Below are 21,474 nucleotides of genomic sequence, written 5' to 3'. Positions count from 1 at the left end.
ATTAGAATATGAATTAGAACATTACTCTGTATGGAATTTGCTTTTCAAAGCGGCGGCCTTTGAGGTCGTGGAACGTGTTCTTGCGCATTTGAGGCGCGTTGCGGATTGTGCGAGCTTCTCGGAAAGCATCTCGAATTGCCGTTGTGGAATCTTGCGCAGTCCCACTAGAGTCTTGTGCCGTTTCGCTGGAGTCTCGCGGCTGTTCCGGTGGCTCGCTTGCGTTTGCGGACTTTTCGACGAGCACTTCTATGCGGCCTGTGTATTCGGTGTTGTCGTTCCCTTTGACCGTGTACTTGAACGAGGCAAGTCCCTTGAAATCTTTGTCGGGGGTGAATCTTGCGGTGTAGCCGTCTTTCTGTAATTCAACCGAGCCGTTTTCTGCAGCCGATACGGTGTAAGACGGTTTTACTTCCTGGAACCCACGCGTGATTGTATGCAAGTCAAAATCGAGCGTCCCGTTGCCTGCGACTTGTGCATGCATGGCGCCGAGCCAGTTGATGTATTTTTCAATGCGCACGTAGCCGTCGTCTTCCTTGGTCATGGCGTCGTCTTTGGCGGTGTCGTAGCCCATCGCATTTTCGAAGTAGTCGGGCATTCCGTCCTTGTCGCTATCTGTGGCTGCTTTCCCGGCGATGACTTCACCCCAGCCGTTGTTTGTTTTGAGGCCCATAGCGCCTACGGATTTTACGAGCGCGCCTTCCTTGCCGAGCGTGCCGACCTGGTGCCAGATAAGCGAATCAATGTCGTCGTAGGGGAAAACGCCACTTTGCGAGGTCACGTAGCGCCAGGCGCTTGCCGCACTCAGCATCGGTCCTTTTGTCGTAAGCTCGTTCCACGGATTTTTCAGCTCTTCGCCAGGTCCCTGGTAGTAATAAATGCTTGTTGGCCCGCCATTGAGCACTCCGTCGCGGTTCTTGTCGATTAGGTTTCCGTTTGCGTAAATGCTCTGGTTTTTATCGACCTGAAACCACTCGTTTTTGCCTTCTGGGCCATAGACAAAGTAGTTGTTCACGATATCGTGCTTGAATTTTGCGCTAGTGTGTGTCGTGTAGCCCGCTTCGAAGTTGTAAAGGATGTTGTTGACGAAAATGTCGTTAATCTTGTCGAGCGGGTTTCTGTTGTGCGTATTCACGAAGGCGTTGTAGTACCACGCCCAAGTACCGTCAATGGATTCGATGTGGGCGCCGAACTGCTGGCCAATCGGGTTTGCAATGAGCGAATTCTGCACAGTGATGCCGGTGACACGGTAATCTGCGTTGTCCGAAGAGCCTCCGAAGTTATTCCACGGAGCAAGTTCTACCGAGCAATGGTCCACAATGACGTTTTTGGCATCGTAGAGGTTGAGCGCGTCGTCTTTGGTGCTTGCCGTATTTTCTCCAGGTCGGATGCGCAAGTAACGGATGATGATATTGCTCTGCTTGCCTGTCGAAAGTTTTCCGCCGTGAATGGCGATCCCCTCGCCTGGGGCTGTCTGCCCGGCAATAGTGATGTTCGACTTGATCGAAACGGCAGTTTTGATGTTGATGATTCCACCCACGTCAAAAACGACAATGCGGTTCCCTTGGCTAACCGCATCGCGGAATGAGCCTGCGCCGTCATCGTTCAAGTTTGTCACGTGGTAAACGGTACCCGCGCGGCCACCCGTAACGTTTGCGCCAAATCCCAGCGCTTCAGGAAACGCGAGCGGCTCGGCGCTTGCTTCTATACACCAAAACGAAAAACAGAGCGCCGAAACCGCGAATTTTCGCTCAAAACCAAAATAATATCCCATAAACAACCCCTATATCAATATACTGCAAAAATAGTTTTGTTTTGGTGAAATCAGCCTGCCATTATTATAAATAGTTGTCTATAGACAACGGCTAATGTTTTTCAGTTTTCTTCTTCCTACTGTCTACCGCCTACTAACTACTAATCCCCACTTGACCCCTTTTATGCGTTTTACTACATTTGTGCCACTTTGAGAATAAATATCGCACAAAAACTTACTGATTCCGAAGACCAACGAGTGGTCTGGTCCCATGCCGACGCTCCTGAAATCTTCGACGAACTGCACCTCAAGGGCGATCTGGTAGCCGAGGTGCTGGTTAGCCCCGAAGGCAACGGCAAGTGCCTTGTGACCGGTACTATCTCTGGAGTGCAAACACTCACTTGTGTCCGCAGCCTGGATCTTTTTGACCGTCCGTTCGAAACCGAGATTGTTGTCGAGGTGGAGCGCGGAGCATGCGCTGCACAGGAACTTCATGACGACGACGATGATGTTTTCGCCTACACGATTCCGCAGACACAGGACTTCGTTGATGTTTCCGAGTGCGTCCGACAGCTGGTGACCCTACAGGAACCCATTGCGCCCGTGAAAAATCCTGACGAAGATTTTATCTTTGTAACAAACAATCAAGCTGGCGATGGTGCCGATGCTGAAAAGCCGCTCGACCCCCGCTGGGAAAAACTCAAAGCTCTTAAGAGCAAAATGGAAAACAGGAGTTAAAAATGGCAGTACCTAAGAGAAAAACTTCGACCGCTCGTCGTGACAAGCGCCGCACCCACTGGAAGATGGAAGTGCCGGCTATGGCTACCTGCGATCATTGCGGTTCCGTGAAGCGTCCGCATCGCGTGTGCCCGGTTTGCGGCTTCTACAACGGTGTGGAAGTTGTTGACATGAAGGGTGCCGAAGCTTAATCTAGGAGGAATCCGTGATCAAAGTTGCACTGGATGCCATGGGTGGCGATTACGCCCCGAGTGTTTGCATTGAAGGCGCCGTTAGCGCAGTCAAGAAAAACCCCAATATTCATGTGGTTCTCTGCGGACCGGAGGCCGAGGTCAAGGCTTCTCTCGAGAAGCTTGGTTACACCGGCAATCAGATTTCCGTAGTTGATGCTCCGGATCCTGTGGCTATGGATGAACATCCTGTCATGGTGGTCAAGAAGAAGCAACATTCTGGCTTGGTGACTTGCGTTGCTTTGCAGAAGAAAGGTCTTGTGGACGCTTCCGTCAGTGCCGGTAACTCTGGCGCTATGATGGCTAGCTGCCTCATGATCCTCGGTAAGACTTGCGACGAGTTCTCTCGTCCGCCTATCGGGGTTGCACTTCCGACAAAGGATCGCCGCATTGTGTTGGTCGATGGCGGTGCAAACGTTGATGAACGTGCTTCCACTCTCGTTGACTTTGCCATTGCAGGTTCTGCATTCGCCGAAGCTTTCCTCGGAATCGAAAATCCGAAGGTTGGCCTCTTGAACATGGGCGAAGAAGAACACAAGGGCCCGGCTGTTCTTCAGGAAACATACCAGCTCCTCAAGTCCGCTCCGGTTAACTTTATGGGTAACATCGAAGGCCGCGACCTCATCGCAGGTAAGGCCGACGTTGTCGCGACTTCTGGCTATACGGGTAACGTTGTGCTCAAGCTCCTGGAAGGCTTCTTCGAAATGCACCAGGAAATGTTCGGCACAATCGACACTCCGGCTGGCAAGCGCTTTGCCGAAATGTGGGACTACCGCGCTACGGGTGGCGCCTTGTTGCTTGGCCTCAATGGCATTGGCATCATCGCTCACGGCCGTTCCGATGCTCTCGCTATCGAAAAGGCTGTTGAAGTGGCTGCCAAGTATGCCGAAGCCGACGTTGCCAATAAGGTCAACGCTCGCCTCGCTGCAATCAAGTCCGAGGAAGCTCCTAAAGCATAGCTTTTGTCTGCATTAAGACTTTAGTTGCAATTAGACGGATCTAGTGAACGCTAGGTCCGTTTTTTTTATTTGGTTCTTGGTCAATGGTCAATAGTTGTTAGTTTGAAACGCAGGTTTGTTTTTTTGCATTCTATTCAAAGAGCATAGACTAATGACCAATGACTATTGATTGTACTCTAAACATCCTTCTGAAACTTTTTTTATCTTGAATAACAAATAAATATGCTTTGGACGAACCGTCTGGCACCGGTGGTGTGACGGGTATTCTAAGCTTAAATCATTTGTATTCATCCATGACACTTAATGTCATACAGGAGGTCAATTTATAATGCCTACGAAGTCTATTGTGACTGGCGCATCTCGCGGTATCGGTCTTGCCATTGCAAGAGAACTTGCTGCTCGCGGCTCTGACGTTGTTCTTATTTCCCGTAGTGGCTGCCCGGAACAGGCCGAAGCTATCGCCAAGGAGTTCGGCGTCAAGACGTTCACGTTCGCATGCGACGTGAGCAACTCCGAATCCGTGAAGGACGCTTTCAAACAAGCTATCGACGCACTGGGTGGCGTGGACTGCCTCGTGAACAACGCTGGCATCACCCGTGACGGTCTCGTACTTCGCATGAAGGACGAAGATTTCGATAACGTTATCGCAACGGACCTCCGCTCGACGTTCCTTTGCACCAGAGCCGTCCTCAGGACGATGATGGGCGCCCGCAAAGGCAGCATCGTGAATATCGCAAGCTTGAACGGTATCAGAACTCAGGCAGGTCAGGCTAACTACGCCGCTGCTAAGGCTGGCGTGATCGGCATGACCAAGTCCAACTCCATGGAATTCGGTTCCCGCGGCATTACGGTGAACGCTGTCGCTCCGGGATTCATCGATACGGACATGACCGCCGCCATGAGTGAAGAAACTCGTGCAAAATATGCCGCCCAGATTCCGCTTGGCCGCCTCGGTCAGCCGGAAGATGTAGCCAAGGCAGTCGCATTTTTGGCCTCCGACGATGCCAAATACATTACCGGACAGGTAATTGGTGTCGATGGGGGCTTGAACGCTTAAAAACATTTTATTAAATTTGGACAAAACTTTTTCCCATGGAGAAAAAAATGAACGAAGAAATTTTCAAGAAGGTCACGGACGTGATCGTTGCTAAGTTGGAAGTCAAGGCTGAAGATGTCAAGCCCGAATCTGAATTCGGTAATGACCTCGGTGCAGACTCCCTTGACCGTGTTGAACTCGTTATGGCTCTCGAAGACGAATTCGATGTCGAAATCCTCGATTCTGACGCTGAAAAGTTCCAGAAGGTTTCTGACGTTGTTGCTTTCCTCGAAGCACACAAGAAGTAATCTAGTTTTACTTTAGCCCGCATCCGTTGGGCAAAGAAAGAGCTTTGGGTCCCCGGTTCCGCCGGGGATTCTTTTTTTAGTCATTAGTAGTTAGTCAGTAGTTGTTGCTAATAACCAATGACCATTGACTAATGACCAATAACCATTGACTAATGACCAATAACCAAATACTACATTTCATCTTGCATTTTAAACTATTAAGGAGATTCTGTTGGAAGAACAAAACTTGCTCCACAAGATTCTTAAACTCTGGTTTCGCCAGAAGTCCGGTGACGGGCTTGAGGCTAAGCTTGGGTACAGATTCCGCGATCCAGAACTGCTGGCTCATGCACTCGTCCACCGCTCGTTCCTCGTCGGGAAAGATGTCCCGTACGCAAGCAACAACGAGCGCCTAGAGTTCCTCGGCGATTCCGTCCTCAACATGCTCACGACGGAATTCCTGTACAGGACTTATCCGAGCGATCCGGAGGGCGAACTCTCCAAGCGCAAGAGCGCGATTGTCTCGGGACACGCCTGCGCCCAGTCGTCCAAGGAATGGGACCTGAGCGAATATGTGAAAATCGGAAAGTCCGAAGCCAAGATGGGCGGTCGCGGCAAGGAAAGCATTCTCGCTGATGCCTATGAAGCTGTGCTTGGCGCCGTCTATCTCGATGGCGGTCTCGAAGAAGTCCGTGCCATTTTGAATAAGTTCCACTTCCCGCGTGTGCAAGAAATCATCAGTGCGACCGACTTCGTGAACTACAAAAGCGAACTCTTGGAATTCTGTCAGGGCAAATTGCGCTGCTCTCCGGAATACGTGATTGTCGGCGAAGAAGGTCCGGAACACCAGAAAGTGTTTACGGTCGAAGTGGTTGTGAACGGCAAATCGTATGCCCGCGGTCAAGGCCCGAACAAGAAGAAGGCGGAACAGGAAGCCTCCCGCCTGTCGCTTGAAACGCTCAAAGCTGAAGCTGCCGAAGCCGATGCTAAAAAAGCCGCCGCACCCAAAGTCAAACAACCCGCACACCATATCGGATTGCCGTAATTTTAGTAGACGGTAGGAAGTAGACTGTAGGAAGTGGCTCGTATGTAGAGCCTGCGCTGTCACCCCGGCCACCGTGCCGGGGTCGCCTTTTTATTATCTTGTCTCTCATGAAAACTTTCTCCCTCCGCTCTTTACTTGCCGTCCCGATGGCGGCAGCTCTCGCTTTTGCTCTTGTCGCCTGCAATGAATCCGGCGATTCCAAATCCGGCCAATCTTCGAAAAAAAGCACCGCCGTTTCCGAAGCCGATTGCCCGATTCTCCCGCTTGATTCTACGGCGACCGGCGAATTCGACCCGATTGCCTCCAAGGACGCCCGCGCTTGCGGCTCCATCACGCTTTGGGGCTCCGCCATGCCGAAGTCTTTCAACATGTGGGAAGACTACAACAGCTTCTCCGCCGAACTCATGAACATGATGTTCGAACCGCTCGTGAGCCTGCATACCACCGAAGACCGTGAAGTCGGCATCCTCGCGGACAAGTGGGAAGTCTCCGAAGACGGCAGAACGTTCACATTCCATGTGGACCCGCGCGCGAAGTGGAGCGATGGCAAGTCCATCACCGCTGAAGATGTGCAGTTCTACTATGACGTCATCATGGACGAAAAGAACCTCACGCCGATTTTCAAGGTGGGGCTCAGCCGCTTTGAACGCCCGGAAGTCGTCGATAGCTTGACTGTCCGCATGACTGCCAAGGAATCTCATTGGGGCAACTTCTGGGAAGCCGCCGGCATGCTCGCATTCCCGAAGCACGTGTGGGGAGGCAAGGACTTCAACAAGATTCGTTACGAATTCCCGGTCGTCTCTGGTCCGTACATTATCAAGACGTTCCGCGAAGACCGCTTTGTCGAACTTCAGCGACGCGCTGACTGGTGGGGCTTCAAAAAGAACTGGAACCATGGCAAGTACAACTTCCAGAAAATCCGTTACCGCTTCATGAACGATCAGACCAAGGCGCTCGAAGCTTTCAAGAAGCAGGACTTCAACGCCTACGCCATTTACACGAGCAGCATCTGGATGAAACAGACCGACTTTGATGCTGTCAAGAAGGGCTGGGCTGTCAAGCAGCGCATCTACAACAAGGAACCGATTGGCTTCCAGGGCATGGCGATCAACCTCCGCAAGCCGCAGTTCCAGGATGTCCGCGTCCGTCGCGCACTTTCGTACCTCTTGAACCGCGAGGCGATGAACGAGAAGTACATGTACGGCCAGTACTTCCTCCTCAACAGCTACTATCCGGATCTTTGGGCGAATAATCAGAACCCAACGGCGCCTGTTTACAGCTACAATCCCGAAAAGGCCCGTGCGCTTTTTGCCGAAGCGGGCTACAAGGTGAATGGGGAAGGCGTTCTTGAAAAGGACGGCAAGCCGTTTGCGATTAACTTCATCACGAGCCAGGAAGACTTGCGCCACCTCACGCTTTTCCAGGAAGACCTTAAGAAGGTGGGCGTGGTGGCGACCATCGAACAGATGAGCCAGAGCACGCTCCGCAAGCGCTTGGACGATGCTGACTTTGACCTTTACTGGGTGAACTGGGGCGCAGGCCGCCTCCGCGACCCGGAAGCTAGCTGGATTTCTACGACTGCCATGCAGAAGGGCACGAACAACCTCGCTGGTGTTCAAGACCCCGTTGTCGATAGTCTCATCAACTTGCAGAAGACGGAATTCGACCTTGCGAAGCGCAATGAAATCTTGAAGGCGCTCGACAACCGCCTTGCTGAAATCGTCCCGTACGTGCTCATGTGGCAATGCGACCACCACCGCATCCTCTACTGGAACCGCTACGGCACGCCGGAAAAGATTCTCGACCAGTTCAACCGCGAAGACGCCATCCCGGTCTATTGGTGGGTCGATCCGGTCAAGTCTGCTGCGCTCGACAAGGCGATGAAATCCGGCGAAAGCCTGCCCATCCCGCCGTTCGATATCCGCTAACCCGCGCGCATCTCGTCGTCCTGAGCAACGCGAAGGACCCAGTCAAGTCTTGTAATTGCGCGAAACATTTCTCGAAACGCAAAAAGTCCCGGCATTGCCGGGACTTTTCATAGATGGATAAAAAATCTTTGATTAGAAGGAGAAGTTGACAGAGCCTTCCCACGTAACGGTCATTTTCTTGTTGCCGCTCGTGTAGATGAGGTAGTCGTCATCGCCGAGACCGAATGTTACGCAAGCATCAAAGGAAAGCAACTGGTTGACCTTGAAATTTGCACCTACGTACGGGGCAACGCCGACATCGCCACTCGTTTCGGCAGATTTTTTGCCTCTTGTCTTTTCGTCATTAAGCAAAATGTCAAAGGTGATGCCGAAGTACGGGGAAACGACCTGGGAAACGTTCGGATCCAATTCTGCATTGAGAATCAAGCTCATCGGTCCTTTCTTACGGTCATCGCCTTCCGTTGTAATGGAGAGACCTGCTTCAGTGCCGAGGCCCACAGCGCCAAAGTCCTTAGAGAACTGTCCACCGAAATAGAAGTTGAATCCGTCGTCAGAGACCTTTTCCTTGCCGGTCGGGAATGTCACATCGAGGAATGCGGCGAACATCGGAGCCACCTGGTAACGTACGCCGGTGGTCAAGTTTTCCATACCGGTCTTATGGTCGTTCTTGCCATCGTAGCGGCTAATCGGTCTGAACGGGAGCTTCAAGTAAAGTTCCAGGTTCTGGACCGGAACGAAACGAGCCTTTGCGCTCAGGTCGAGACCTTTCCATTTGTCATGAACGATGAAGTCTGCAACAATCTTGGCGTCGCCACTCATGGCGGCCGGAACCGGGAAGTTGCTGAAGGTTGCGAAGCTGGCGGATGCGAGAAGTGCAGCGCCTACGATTACTTTTTTTAACATAGTTACTCCATAGAAAGAAAATTTCTTCGAAATATAGGTAAAAACTATGGAATTTAAACGGATTCTGTAAATAAAAATAAACCAGTCGGAATAATCGACTGGTTTTTAAGAAATTTAGACGTTTATTTTTTTATGTCTTTTGCCTAGATTTGATGACTAGAACTTGAATTCCATTTCCAAGGTCACGCCGAGGGCATCGCCTTCCATCACGATTTCCGGTTCGTAGCTCTTGTTTTTCAAATCCTGACTGCGGGCCATAATTGTACCCTTGATGGATATGTCGTCACTTAGCGGGACGCTTGCACCGACCCAGAATTTCCACTGGTGAGACCAGTCGTCATGCATTTCCTTGTCTTTCTTGGTACCGTTGTTGTATTCCGATGCAAAAAGACGGAACCAGAACTGACCGCCAACCAAGAGAGTTACAGGTGCTGAAGGAAGTGTAAAGTCGAATTCACCGCCCAAGCGGAGTTCGAGACCTCTTTCTCTATCGTGATGCTTGAATCCCCAGAAAAGACCGGCTTCTGCACCGTAAGATGCGCCCTTGATGGATGCGATGTCTCTGTGGTGCTGTGCACCGGCGTAGATGTACATTTCATGGTGGCTTGGAGGAGTCCTGCCCTTGTCCGTCGGTTTGTCCTTGCCGATGGGAAGGTTAAAGTCGAGGAAGAGGTAAAGTTCCGGATCCAAGGCGTAACGTGCGCCGATGACCAGGTCGCGGAGACCTTTGCCGCCTTCTTCATAGGTTTTGCATTCAGGCTTTTCATCATCGTCATCGCATTCCTTTTCGCCCCAGAACTGGTAGCCAAAACTCTGGAAAGAAAGTTCAAATTGCGGAACGATATTCACGCGTGCACCGACTTTCAGACCCATTTGGGACCAGTCTCCGTCCCAGTCGTAGTAAAGTCCCGTTTTGACAGAACCAGAATTGTTCTGAAGCAGGCCGAAATAATCCCATGTTGCAAAGCTGGAGGTAACAATCGCAGCCGTGAGAAGAAGAATCTTTTTGAACATTTTAACTCCTATGAAACACCATAATGGTGACTTCAATTTAGTAAACCTATGGCACTAAAGCAATTAAATATTTGTAAGCAAATTTTCATCTCCGTGCTGACTGTCACAATTGGCGCTTTTACTTTTATTGACGGTTGCCAAAGTAGCCTTAAAAATTATTTTTACAAGAGATGTGGCGTGCTATAGACGCACGAAAAAATAGAGGGCTTGAATGGATTACTTAACTCGTCTGCTGCTTGGTCTAGGTTTGGCCATCCCGATGTCTACTTGGGCTGGGGATAATACCCAAGATCCTGTCGCCTTAGTGACTCAATATATAAATCTTGGCTATAATGCAACAGCAAAATCGCTTTACTTGGAGCAGGCGGGCGAGGGGTGTACGGTTAATGAATCCACGGAGATGGCGGGTGCCTCTGTTATATGCCTTGCTTCTAAAAATTTGAGTGAGAGCGGCAACTCTTACGCCAAAATCCTTAATCAGATGCTGTCTAGCGTTTGGGCTACTACTCAGAACGAGTCTAAAAATAAGTATACCAACTTGACCCTAGCCTCTGATTTGAATTTTGGGGAAACGTATAGTCATAATGAAGACGATGATACGGAGTCCTGCTCGACGGAACATACTCCTATCAAGTTCGGCGGAAAAGTTTTCGATGGAAACGGTCATACCATAAAGAACCTTTGCTATATCCAAAGGAAAGATGGTGATCGTTATATAGGCCTTTTTGGAAAAATTGGATACGATATCCCTCCGATTGGAGCCAATGGACTTGATATTTCGGTCAAGAACCTGACGATATCGGGTGTGAATTTTGTAGTCGGGAAAAAGTGGTATAGCGCAACTGATGAAACTTTAGAGGCTGACCCTTCAACTAACGGAGTCGACTATTATCCGATGGGGGCCCTTGCGGGGCAGATTTCTTATACGAACGTCGATAATATCACTCTTGATAAAGTTGTTATCCGTTCTCCGTTTGCTGGTGGGCTTGCAGGGCTTATCCGGAATTCCAAAGTTTCCCAGATTTATTCGGACAAAACTACTGCAGCAACTTCTCTCATCGCTTTGTCTAACAGCGTCCAGCTTGTTGAAACTCCTAATGTTGTGGACCTTACGAATTTTATCGGCGCAAGTATCGGTGAAACCTCCACAGATGGGTATATGGCGGTCATGGGCGGTATTGCCGCTATTTCCAAGTTTACCACTTACGAAAATATCGAGATCAATGTTGATATAAATAACTCCGCTAGCGTTGATAAGTCCGTTTTAGGCGGTGTTGCGGGCATGTATGTCTATGCGCAGTCTGGCAGTGATAATAACAAGCCGTATTTAAATCAGGACATCAAGGTGTCTGTGCCGAGTGGTAAAAAAGTGACAGGCGGAACCTCTATTGGTGGTGTGTTTGGTGAAACAAAGAAAGATGGCTCAAATAATCAGACAAAATCTGATTTGTTAATCAGCAATGTAAATGTGAAAAGATTAGAAGCTGCTGGGACTGGAGCTGCAGGCAACGAAACCGTAAATATCTATTGGGGTGGGGTCATCGGAAAGAGTAATCTTTGTAACGGCAGTGTCTTGAAAATTGTAAATGCAACCGCAAGTGTTGTGTTGGTTGATCTTAATGCAAAGGCAGGAACCTACAATTATTTTGTTGGAGGTATTGCTGGGTATGCCGGTTGCGATAATACCACTAATGTGGGCAATGGGGATGATTTGTTCTTGACTCTCAAAAATTCCAATACAAGTGGAAACATAAAAATCTGGGGTAAATCATTTTCAGAGCAGTTGATTTCGGCCTCTATTGGTGGTCTTGTTGGAACGGCCATGCTTGCTACCAAAGAAAACGCAATTGCGGGTAATACATCGTCGATTAGAATAAACTATGATATTGATAGCCAGAATTCTACGGCAACTAAAGTGACGGGTACGGTTTCTATAGGAGGTGCTTTTGGCGCCGCTAGTATGTACAATACTTCTGGTGTTGTCTTGAAATTGTCAGGGTTAAATTACAATGGCTCTTTAGCTGTAAAGGATTATGGGATTAACACTTATGTTGGTGGCATTGTTGGTAGGTTCCCTCTGATTGATAATTCTGGGAATTCTCAAATAGCATTCAATGATGTTCGTGTGAAGCCGAGTGGAAACATAACGACTCTTTTGCAATATACTTATATGAATGCGGGATTCGCTTCCACAGCTTATATTGGTGGCGTTTGCGGCAACTGTAAGTCTGTTACCGAGTTGAGTGTTGTATCTGTTGAAGGCGATATTAAAGAAAAGCAGGTTGCTGCCGCAAATAAGGCTTTCTATGTTGGTGGTCTTGTCGGTCGTTCTTCTATTGGAGCCCCGATTATCGTTAAAAATACCTACTCGAATGGCTCTTTGACCAAAGAATTTCCCTCGAATTCTGATATAGGTTACTTGTTTGGTGTTCTTTATGGCAATACCGGTAGGGCTTCTCAATTTATCTCTAACTATCACTATAGCGAAGAACCTGAAAAAATACCTGCCATTTCTATTGGGGATGGTAAAAAATATACGGTGCCGACTTATCAAGGAAGTACCGCAAAAAATAATGTCCGAAACTGCACGGCTAATGAAACTCAGTCTGTGGATCAAACAGGAAACGGCTGCATGCTTTCTGCAAATATGAAATCGGCTGAATTTGCGGATGCATTGAACCAAGTGTTGGATGACGAATCGGATCAAGTTTGGATGTATGATGAAAATGCTGCTGATGCGGCTCCGTTGCCGACGTTAAAACCGGCTCTTGCTCCAAATCTTACGACTCATAGCGTTAAATTCGTAGATGGCGATGATGTCATCAAGGAATACGAAGTCGTTCATGGCTGGCCTTCTCCAGTCCCGAATCCTCCAAGCGTAAATTCTGTGGGTTGTCCTTTTGACAAGTGGAATTCTACGGATTACCTCAGTGTGGATAGGGATCTGACGATTAAAGCACTTTACGAGGAGTGCGCTGAAAGCAGCTCTAGTGTGGAAATGAGTTCTAGCAGCGGTGTGGAAGAGTCTTCTTCTTCGATTTTTGTGGAATCTAGTAGTTCTGAGGAAGAGTCTTCGTCAAGCGAAATGTATTTGTCTTCTAGCAATGTTACTGAATCTAGCAGTTCTTTTGCAGAGTCTAGTTCTAGCGGTACATCGTCTAGCTCTTCTGTGAATTCTAGTTCGAGTGTCGACATTTCTTCGAGTTCTTCAAGTGCTGGCAACGATAACTATTCTTCAAGCTCCAGCGCATGGAATATCGAGGTTTCGTCTAGTTCTTCGAGCGTGGGTAACGGCTATGAATACAGCAGCTCTAGCCGCGCCCAGTCGAGCAGTTCTTCTGTAAAGTCCAGTTCTAGCAGAGCCTCTCACAAGACGTATCTGCTCGAAATTGCCGAGCCGACTGCAACGCAGGACGGCAATGCGCTCCGCATGGAATTCGACAACAAGCTTGCAAGTACGTCCGAAAAGGTGGATTACCATATCAAGGTTGTTTCCGATGTGGGAGTCTACCTCGATACCGTTGTCGATGCAAAATCTGTTGAAAGTGTCAAGAATGGATTGTGGCGCCTTGACCCGGCGCCTGTCGGGGAATACACGGTAACCTTTACGCTTACGGACGGCGATGATTCTATCAGCTATGATAAAAAGTTCATCATGGAAAAACAAAAGACGTATACGCCGCGTGCTTGGCAGACCCTTTCTCTGAATGCGTTCTGCTACAACAAGGGCGATGGATGCTTGTCTGATCTCGAAACTCGTTTTGGCCTTACGCAAAGCGACTGGGCAAAAGAAGAATGCAAATACATGCAGGATGAAGTCAAGCGTGGCATGAATGACGCTCAGTTCTACCAAAGAATGAAGAATGTTTGTGCTCAGGCGAGTGGCTCAGGTGCTGTGACTTCTGTTTACTGGTGGGACGAATCGAATCCGGTGGGCGAATTCTGGCAGTATCGCAAGTTTAGCGTGAAGGACAAGTTCGATTCTACTCGCGGTTACTGGTATGGTCCTGTTAATCATGAACCATTTGCGATGAGCTTGCAGACTCCCAATATGAATGATGCAATCGAATGGCATCTCGAGAATAAGTATTCCGGTTGGAATCTCGTGGCAAATCCCTATGGCTGGTATGTGAAACTCCCTAAGGATGAAAATATCAACTTCTGCCAGTGGGATCCGGATTCAAGCGGATATGTGGAACCTGATGTACTTGGACCGTATGAAGCCCTTTGGGTGCATACGGAAAAATCTATGACGTATCGCATTCCGCTGAAGGCGGCGATCGTTCTCGAAGACGAGAAAAAGTCCTTGAACAAGAGTGCAGAGTCTGAAAACTGGAATCTCCGCGTTGTGCTGTCTGATAATAACGGTAAGCGGGATTCCTGGAACGAAATTGCGGTAGGTCGTACGGCAAAAACCTTGGGTGAACCGCCGGCAGGCATGGGTGACCGTGTGAACCTCTCCATTGTCGAGGGCAAAAAGCGCCTTGCCAAGAGCGTGAAAAAGAACGCAGACGACCTCGAATGGGATCTTGAAGTGAGTGCGACGACTTCCCGTGATGGCAAGTTGAGCTTTGAAGGGCTCGAAAGCGTCTGGGAGAAGGGTATGCGAGTCTATGCGACGGTCGATAATGAAACGGTCGAAGTCGTAAAGGATAGCCCGGTGGATGTCAAACTCTCGTCGAATGCAAAAAATGTCTCTGTTCGAGTGACTAAGAGTGCAGTAGTTGCTAACGTCGCGAAGAATCTCCTCAAGGGGCTCCGCGTGAACCAAGCTCCGAACGTCTTGAATGTCGGTTTCGATGCTGCCTCTAGACTTGCTGGAACTAATGTAAAGGTGAGAGTAGTGGGTATTGATGGTCGAATCGTTGCGACGGGCAAGTCTATTGCTAATGCAGGCACTAACGCCATTTCCATGAAAAAGCCTAAGCAGGGTGTTTACTTTGTGAAGGTCAAAGTCGGAAGCCTTAGTGCTGTCACCCGCGTTATGGTCCGATAAATCAGTCTAGCCGAACGCAAGTTTAATTACTAAATTTGCGCTCGTTATGACAAAAGCAAAACTCATCAAACTCATTATTGCATCGGTGCTCGCCATCGCTGCCCTCTTCGTCCCGTACGAAGCCCTCGGCTTCGTTGGTGACCACGCGTTGAACACTCTCGAAATTCGCGTCATCGCAATCTTTGTGATGGCTGCCCTTTTCTGGATCCTCCAACCGTTCCCAATCTGGTCTACGTCCATGTTCGTCATCGTGTTGATGATCCTTACGCTTTCGAACTCGGCTCTTATCCCGTTCCGCGTGGAAGGTGTTGAACCGCTCAAATTCAAGGACATCATGGCAACGTTTGCCAACCCGATCATCATGCTCTTCTTGGGTGGCTTCTTCCTTGCTTCTGCCGCTTGCAAGTACAACATGGACAAGAACCTTGCCCGCGTGCTCCTCAAGCCGTTTGGTAAGGATCCGAAGTGGGTGCTCCTTGGCCTCATGATTATTACTGCAGTGTTCTCCATGTTCATGAGCAACACCGCTACTGCTGCTATGATGCTCGCCATCCTCGGCCCGGTGCTCAAGCTCTTTGATGCCAACGACCGCGGTAAAGCTGCTTTTGCCCTTGCCATCCCGCTCGGTGCTAACATCGGTGGTATGGGTACTCCGATCGGTACGCCTCCTAACGCCATCGCTCTTGGTGCTCTCCAGTCCAGCGGCTTCAACATTTCCTTTGGCCAGTGGATGGAATTCGGTGTTCCGTATGTGATTGTTATGATGATTCTTGCTTGGTTCTTGCTCCTCAAGCTCTATCCGATCAAGATGAAGGAAATGAACCTCGATATCGAAGGTGCCGAAGGTTTTGACAAGAGCCCGCGCGCTATCATCGTTTACATTACCTTTGCTGTGTGCGTACTTTTGTGGGTGACCGGTAAGAATGTTCATGGCCTCAACGACAACGTGATTGCTATGATCCCGATGGCTGTGTTTGCTTTGACGGGCGTGATTAATAAGAAGGACCTCAACGAAATGAGCTGGGACGTTCTCTGGCTTGTGGCTGGTGGTTTTGCTCTTGGTCTCGGTTTGCAGCAGACAGGTCTTGCCAAGGACCTCATCAACGCTATTCCGTTCAATACCTGGTCTCCGGTCGTTCTCATGGTCGGTTGCGGCTTCATCTGCCTCTTCATGGCAAACTTCATGAGCCACACCTCTACGGCTAGCTTGCTCGTCCCGATCTTCATCGTCGTGGCTGTGAGCTGCAAGGACAACCTCGCTCCGCTCGGTGGCGTGACCTCCTTGATGGTTGCTGTTGCATTCGCAAGCTCCCTCGGTATGTGCCTCCCGATTTCTACGCCTCCTAACGCACTTGCCCACGCTACGGGTTACACGGATACGCGTGGCATGGCTATCACGGGTATCGTGATGGGTATCGGCGGTCTCGTGCTCTCCTGGATCATGATGTTCGGTCTTTCTAAGGTGAACTTCTTCGAAGATCCGGCTGAAGCTGCCGCTGCTCCGGCTGCTGCTGTTGCCGCTCCGGCACCTGCCGCACCTGTTTATGCAAAGCCTGCCGAAGTTGCTGCTCCGGCTGAAACGATCGCTGAACCGGCTGCTGATAGCGCTGCCGTCGCCATTCCGGCTGACTCTGCTGCTAAGGTTGTTGTTACGGACTCCGCTGCTGCTAAGTAATTTTTACGATAAGCGGCGCATGACTGCGTTCTCGGACTCTCGCTGTACGACTTGTACAGCTTCGGTCCTGCGGCCTTGTCCTGCTTGCTTCTCCTAAAAATTGAAGTTAATATGCTCGGGTAACCCCCGGGCTTTTTTTGTACCCACTTTATAATCCTGAGGGTGGGGGCAATATAGCCCAAATGGGTTATTGCAATGTAATGCGGTTGTGTGTAAATTATTGTACAACCTAAACAAAAGGAAATGTAAAATGGCAACAAAATTGAAAAAAGCTGGAAAAATTTCTGTGAACGACCTGCTCCCGGGCGATATTTTGGCGTTTAAGGGCGACATCAATGATGATATTAGTAAACTTATCATGAAATTTACGGGTTCTGATGTGTCGCATGGCGCAATCTTTGTTCAGAATAAGGATAATGTCCTTGCTGAAGCCGGTAGCGAGGGTATTCATGCACGCCGAATGAAAGACAATGCGGATGCTCGTGAAGCTTATGTAATGCGCCATAACAAGGCGGGTAAAAATGGCGTTGAACCTGTTGTGCCGATTGCCAAGGATTATGTGCTTCAGGATCTTCCGTATCCGTATTCTGATTTGATTCTTTTGGGCTTGATTCTTATTTTCAAGCATAAGGTGACTAGACCGCTTATGTCTCGAGTTGTTGTTGAATTCCTGTGCTTGGTTGCCGCAGAACTCAAAAAGATCATCGAAGACAAGAATACCCCGGGCAAGCATACGATGGTGTGCTCTTCTTATGTTTACCAATGCTATCTGGATGCTTCCAAGAAGAATCCGGCTCTCAAGCTGAAAATCAAGGACGGTGACGTTGGCTTTAAGGAACATGCCCTTTTAGGCCGCAAGTCAAAATCCTTCACTCTCTTCGATATGTATGCCGATTACGTGGCATCGCATGAAGAAGAATGCAAGAAGAATTTCAAGGCTAAAAAGCTCCAGACTGCGACAAAGCTTCGCTCCCAAAAGGAAATCCTGGCTGATTTGGAAAAGCTTCTTTCGAAGAAGAGTGCCGATAAGGTTCCTGCAATGAATGCAGATGAGTTTTCCGTTGTCTTGGACATCGTCAATGCCATTAAGGATGTTATCCAAGCCTTGGTGACGTTCTTGAAGGGCGACCGAGTTTCGTTCTCGGAAATGATGAAAATTGCAAGAGAACAACAGTCCATGTTTATAACGCCGAATGATTTGGTCAATAACGTAACGAACGCTAAATGTGTTGGTATGTTGAAAGCAGAACGTTACGGCGATAAGTACGACGATAACTGGAAAGAATAAGATTTGGCCCGCATCCGACGGGCTTTTTCTTTGCAACAAAATTCTATGCAATAAAAAAATCCTCGCTTTTCAGCGAGGATTTTTCAGTGGTCGATACAGAACTCGAATCTGTGACCTCTACCATGTCAAGGTAGCGCTCTAACCAACTGAGCTAATCGACCATTAAGGTAGCCCAATATTAGAAAATGATTGAGCGCTTGTCAAGGGTGGTTGGCGATAAAATTCAAAAAAATTTTATTTATCACCCAAAAAGTTCTTTTTTAACGATCGTCCTCGGCAATCCAGTAGTGCAGACGACCTTTAAATAGTATTGGAGGGAGTGTGTCATTGCATTTTCCCGACCTGCAGTCCTCAAAATGTAGGTTGATGAACGCCGTCCATTTTGTATCGTCTTTTTGGTCGATGGTAACGTAGTTGCTGTCGCCTTTGATGAGCGCTTTGGGGGAACCTTCGACTTGAATCCAGGTATAGCCTGCAACGATGTTATTTTTGCTAAGCTTGGGCTCATTGACCATGACGCTTAATCGATCGTTGCGTTCACTGCGACCTGTCGGGATTTGAACCAGTAGGTAGTGGTGGCGGTTGCGTATGAATGGGATTTCGACATCGTTTCGGTCGAGTTCCTGCGTGATTTCTTCGCCGTCATTGATGCTATACTTGATGAATCCGCCGCCTTTGACTTCCCAACTGTCGTTGATGCCGCTACAGGCGGTAAGGCTTGCGGCAATTCCTGCAATCCCGACGAATCTTGCTGCGAGTTGTGCCGACCTTGCATGGCTTGTAATCTTTGCGCAATAACGTGTCAAAAAGGCGAACTTCATGTTTTTAAAATAGAAAAAACGCCGGGCTTAGATACCCGGCGCTCTCTAGTCTTTGGGCTAGTAGCCCGCTGTAGCGGGCGTTCTCTCGTCAACTATGCTCGACCGTCAACGCCGTTTTCTTCGGCCTGAGGCGGCTGCTTCTGCTGGGCGAGACGCGGGTCTTCGAGCACGTACAGCGGGAGTGCGGCAAGTTCTTCGTTGTCGGCGACGAGGCGCACAATGTACTTGTCCGGGCGCACGAACTGCAAACGCTGCATGTTCAAAATCATGTTGACGGCGGCTGTATCAAAGCCCTGTGCAACCGGCTGGAGTTCAATTTCAGACTGCATCGGCGGAACAATCGGGTGTCCAACAACGTCTTCGATAGAAAGGCTCAACTGGTGCGTGCCTGCTTCGGCGCGCTGGTAGCGCAAGCGGAAAGCGGCGGAGCACTGCGGAATCACAAGCGGAAACTTTGCGAAAATGCGGTCAAAGGCACCAAGAATGTTCATGCGGCCGCCCACATCGTTAGCGGTAGCGGCGTCACAAATAGCAGCAATTTCAATATTCATTTAGGGGTCTCCCAGTATTTGATAAATGTTTAACTAAATTATAATTATATTCCGAAAAAGACGAGGATTTTATGCAAGAAATTCCACTTTGGTACTGGTTAATCGTATTTTTTGGCCTCGGCGCTTGCGTCGGGAGCTTCTATAACGTCATTGTTTACCGTATGCCGCGTGGAATTTCCTTGATTAATCCGCCTTCGCACTGCCCGCTTTGCAAAAAGAGGATCCCTATCCGCTACAATTTGCCTATTGTGGGCTGGCTTTGGCTGCGAGGCAAGAGCGCTTGCTGCAAACAGCCGATTAGCGTGATTTACCCGATTGGCGAGAGCCTTTGCGGATTGCTCGGGGCGCTTGCTCTTTATGCGGCGGCAGGCTTCGGGACTGATTTTTCTCGACCGGTCTTGTCGCCTGAAGTTTGGGCGGATGCTGCTGCGATGTTCTGGCTTTTGCTTGGCGCTTACCCTGTTTGTGCGGTCGATTGCAAGTACAAGCTGATTCCCGATTCCATCTCGGTCGGCGGGATTGTCGCTGGTCTTTTGATTTCACTCGTGCCGGGTGGCGTGACGCCTCTCCAGAGCTTGATTGGGGCTGTTGTTGCGGGCGGCGGGCTTTATCTGCTCGGCTGGATTGCCACTAAGGTGCTCAAGAAAGACGCAATGGGTTTTGGCGATGTCAAACTTTTGGCTGGCTATGGGGCGCTTATGGGGCTCACTGGCGCTGTCGAAACGCTCTTGGTTGCGGCTTTGCTTGGCATTGTGATTATGGTCCCGTATGGGATGCTCGCCGCGAAAAAGGCTGCACAAAACAAAAATAGCGAGGAAGCCGGGCAAATTCCTTTCGGACCGTTCCTCGCCATTGCTGCCCCGATTATTTATCTCTGGGGCTCAGCGCTTTTGGACGCTTATTTTAAGTACGTTTTAAATTAATCGTTATTTCTTTTTCTTTCCGGGTCTCTGCGGCATGAAGGGGCTTTTGGCGTTTGGTTCGCTTGAACCCTTTGCCGAAACCGTTTCTTGACTCGTAACCACGGAATCTCCGACGCTCAGTCCCTTGAGAATCTGGACGTTCACGCCATCGCTAAGACCAATCTTCACGCGACGCGGAGCTGCCTTGCCGTTGATGTTAATCCATACGTGGTCGCCTTCAAGCTTGGGCTTCTTGTGTTTTTTCTTGGCGCCTGTGCTTGGAGCACCACCCGGTCCCATGCCAGGAGGCGGGGGTGGGAAGTTGTCGCCAGCTTCGGCGGTCTTCGGACGTTCCGGGCGCGGCATGTCTTTCGGATCCATCATCGGTGTTCCTGCGGCAGGCGTAAACTTGAGCGCCTTGACCGGAATCGTAATAGCGTCCGTAATTTCTTGAGTGACAATTGTGCAGGTGGCGGTCATGCCCGGCAATAGCTTCTGTTCTGGATTCTCGGCGGTAATCACGACGGTGTAAGTCACCACATTGCTCGTGGTCGTCGGGTTTAGGCGGACTTCTTGCACGGTGCCATGGAACGTGTCGTTCTGGAAGGCGTCAACCGTAAACGTCACGCGTTGGCCTTGTTTAACTTGTCCGATGTCCGCTTCGTCTACTGCCGCCATGACTTTCATCTGGCTCAAATCCTTTGCGATGACGAACAATGTCGGCGTGCTCATGGAGGCTGCAACGGTTTGGCCGACATCCACCGCTCGTTTCAGCACAACGCCGTCAATCGGGCTCTTGATGGTGGCGTAGCTCAAATTCAGTTTTGCCTGGGCGACTTCGTTCTTGCGCTGTTCCACGGCGAGCTTTGCTGCGTTTAGGTTGTACTCAGCCTGTTCCAGTTCGACCGCACTTGCGCTCTTGCTTTCGGCGAGCTTCTTGACGCGGTCGTATGTGCTTTGTTTGTAATTCAAGTCGTTTTCGGCGCTCTTGTAAGAGATTGTCGTCTGCTTTAAAGTCGACTGCAACTTGGATTTGTCAAGTTCGGCAATGACTTGGCCTTTCTTGACCTTGGAATTGAAATCAACGTTAATCTTGGCGATATCGCCAGAAACCTGCGTACCGACTTCCACCTGGTCCACCGGCTCTAACGAACCCGTTGCCGAAATTGTAGTCTTGATGGTGTCTGTCACCACCTTGGTACTGATGAGGGCTCCAGCCTGGCTTGTGGCATCTCCGTTAAAGAAGAATGACTTGACGCCGAGGGCAACCCCTGCCAAAACGGCGATAGCGATGATGATTTTCAAGATTTTTTTCATAAGCATTAGAAAAATAGTAACATTGTTTTTTTAT

17 protein-coding genes and 1 tRNA gene are annotated in these 21,474 nt (G+C 49.5%); 11 read left to right on the top strand and 7 right to left on the bottom strand.

The window, feature by feature from the left end; all coding sequences use genetic code 11:
- Window positions 1-13: 13 nt before the first annotated feature.
- Window positions 14-1,771: an Ig-like domain-containing protein gene (locus BUC30_RS03345; RefSeq protein ID WP_073423513.1), complete on the bottom strand. Its 1,758-nt coding sequence runs from the start codon at window positions 1,769-1,771 to the stop codon at window positions 14-16.
- 189 nt (window positions 1,772-1,960) lie between these two features.
- On the opposite strand from BUC30_RS03345, the gene BUC30_RS03340 reads away from it, so the two are divergent.
- From BUC30_RS03340 to BUC30_RS03310, 7 genes are all read left to right on the top strand, one after another.
- Window positions 1,961-2,488, top strand: a complete 528-nt coding sequence (locus BUC30_RS03340; RefSeq protein WP_014546668.1) for a YceD family protein — start codon at window positions 1,961-1,963, stop codon at window positions 2,486-2,488.
- A 2-nt stretch (window positions 2,489-2,490) separates the two neighbouring features.
- A complete protein-coding gene (gene rpmF / locus BUC30_RS03335; RefSeq protein ID WP_014546669.1) occupies window positions 2,491-2,679 on the top strand; it encodes a 50S ribosomal protein L32 in 189 nt (62 codons plus the stop codon).
- A gap of 14 nt (window positions 2,680-2,693) precedes the next feature.
- The gene (plsX, locus tag BUC30_RS03330) at window positions 2,694-3,677 is read left to right on the top strand and encodes a phosphate acyltransferase PlsX (RefSeq protein WP_073423512.1); all 984 of its coding nucleotides are present in this window, start codon (window positions 2,694-2,696) and stop codon (window positions 3,675-3,677) included.
- Window positions 3,678-4,005: 328 nt separating this feature from the next.
- Window positions 4,006-4,734: a 3-oxoacyl-[acyl-carrier-protein] reductase gene (fabG, locus tag BUC30_RS03325; RefSeq protein WP_073423511.1), complete on the top strand. Its 729-nt coding sequence runs from the start codon at window positions 4,006-4,008 to the stop codon at window positions 4,732-4,734.
- A 47-nt stretch (window positions 4,735-4,781) separates the two neighbouring features.
- Window positions 4,782-5,021 carry an acyl carrier protein gene (gene acpP / locus BUC30_RS03320; protein ID WP_014546672.1) on the top strand — a complete coding sequence of 80 codons (240 nt, stop codon included), beginning with the start codon at window positions 4,782-4,784 and terminating at the stop codon, window positions 5,019-5,021.
- A 211-nt stretch (window positions 5,022-5,232) separates the two neighbouring features.
- Window positions 5,233-6,045: a ribonuclease III gene (rnc, locus tag BUC30_RS03315; RefSeq protein WP_014546673.1), complete on the top strand. Its 813-nt coding sequence runs from the start codon at window positions 5,233-5,235 to the stop codon at window positions 6,043-6,045.
- A gap of 107 nt (window positions 6,046-6,152) precedes the next feature.
- The gene (locus tag BUC30_RS03310) at window positions 6,153-7,973 is read left to right on the top strand and encodes an extracellular solute-binding protein (RefSeq protein ID WP_073423510.1); all 1,821 of its coding nucleotides are present in this window, start codon (window positions 6,153-6,155) and stop codon (window positions 7,971-7,973) included.
- Window positions 7,974-8,105: 132 nt separating this feature from the next.
- Here the strand turns inward: BUC30_RS03310 and BUC30_RS03305 are convergent, their stop codons facing one another.
- Together BUC30_RS03305 and BUC30_RS03300 are read right to left on the bottom strand one after the other, a co-directional pair.
- On the bottom strand, window positions 8,106-8,876 hold the full coding sequence (locus tag BUC30_RS03305; protein WP_073423509.1) for a hypothetical protein: 771 nt from the start codon (window positions 8,874-8,876) through the stop codon (window positions 8,106-8,108).
- Between the two features lie 156 nt (window positions 8,877-9,032).
- On the bottom strand, window positions 9,033-9,890 hold the full coding sequence (locus BUC30_RS03300; protein ID WP_073423508.1) for a hypothetical protein: 858 nt from the start codon (window positions 9,888-9,890) through the stop codon (window positions 9,033-9,035).
- Window positions 9,891-10,101: 211 nt separating this feature from the next.
- On the opposite strand from BUC30_RS03300, the gene BUC30_RS15740 reads away from it, so the two are divergent.
- The 3 genes from BUC30_RS15740 (at window position 10,102) to BUC30_RS03285 (ending at window position 17,849) form a co-directional block, all read left to right on the top strand.
- Window positions 10,102-14,886, top strand: a complete 4,785-nt coding sequence (locus BUC30_RS15740; RefSeq protein WP_139260773.1) for a T9SS type A sorting domain-containing protein — start codon at window positions 10,102-10,104, stop codon at window positions 14,884-14,886.
- Between the two features lie 46 nt (window positions 14,887-14,932).
- Window positions 14,933-16,561 carry an SLC13 family permease gene (locus BUC30_RS03290; RefSeq protein ID WP_073423507.1) on the top strand — a complete coding sequence of 543 codons (1,629 nt, stop codon included), beginning with the start codon at window positions 14,933-14,935 and terminating at the stop codon, window positions 16,559-16,561.
- Between the two features lie 250 nt (window positions 16,562-16,811).
- A complete protein-coding gene (locus tag BUC30_RS03285) occupies window positions 16,812-17,849 on the top strand; it encodes a hypothetical protein (protein ID WP_073423506.1) in 1,038 nt (345 codons plus the stop codon).
- Window positions 17,850-17,936: 87 nt separating this feature from the next.
- On the opposite strand, the gene BUC30_RS03280 is transcribed toward BUC30_RS03285, so the two are convergent.
- The 3 genes from BUC30_RS03280 to BUC30_RS03270 form a co-directional block, all read right to left on the bottom strand.
- A tRNA-Val gene (locus tag BUC30_RS03280) sits at window positions 17,937-18,010 on the bottom strand.
- A gap of 99 nt (window positions 18,011-18,109) precedes the next feature.
- Window positions 18,110-18,670, bottom strand: a complete 561-nt coding sequence (locus BUC30_RS03275) for a hypothetical protein (protein ID WP_073423505.1) — start codon at window positions 18,668-18,670, stop codon at window positions 18,110-18,112.
- A gap of 92 nt (window positions 18,671-18,762) precedes the next feature.
- Window positions 18,763-19,221, bottom strand: coding sequence for a DUF6941 family protein (locus BUC30_RS03270; protein ID WP_073423504.1), 459 nt, complete (start codon window positions 19,219-19,221; stop codon window positions 18,763-18,765).
- A gap of 71 nt (window positions 19,222-19,292) precedes the next feature.
- Between BUC30_RS03270 and BUC30_RS03265 the strand changes: the two genes are divergently transcribed.
- Complete coding sequence (locus BUC30_RS03265) at window positions 19,293-20,144, top strand: prepilin peptidase (protein ID WP_073423503.1); 852 nt, start codon at window positions 19,293-19,295, stop codon at window positions 20,142-20,144.
- Window positions 20,145-20,147: 3 nt separating this feature from the next.
- On the opposite strand, the gene BUC30_RS03260 is transcribed toward BUC30_RS03265, so the two are convergent.
- Complete coding sequence (locus BUC30_RS03260) at window positions 20,148-21,440, bottom strand: efflux RND transporter periplasmic adaptor subunit (protein WP_073423918.1); 1,293 nt, start codon at window positions 21,438-21,440, stop codon at window positions 20,148-20,150.
- Window positions 21,441-21,474: the final 34 nt, after the last annotated feature.

This window comes from Fibrobacter sp. UWB7 (genome assembly GCF_900142945.1).
Classification (GTDB): Bacteria; Fibrobacterota; Fibrobacteria; order Fibrobacterales; family Fibrobacteraceae; genus Fibrobacter.
Note: the sequence above shows the minus strand (reverse complement) of the source record. Positions and strands in the feature narration are given on the sequence as shown.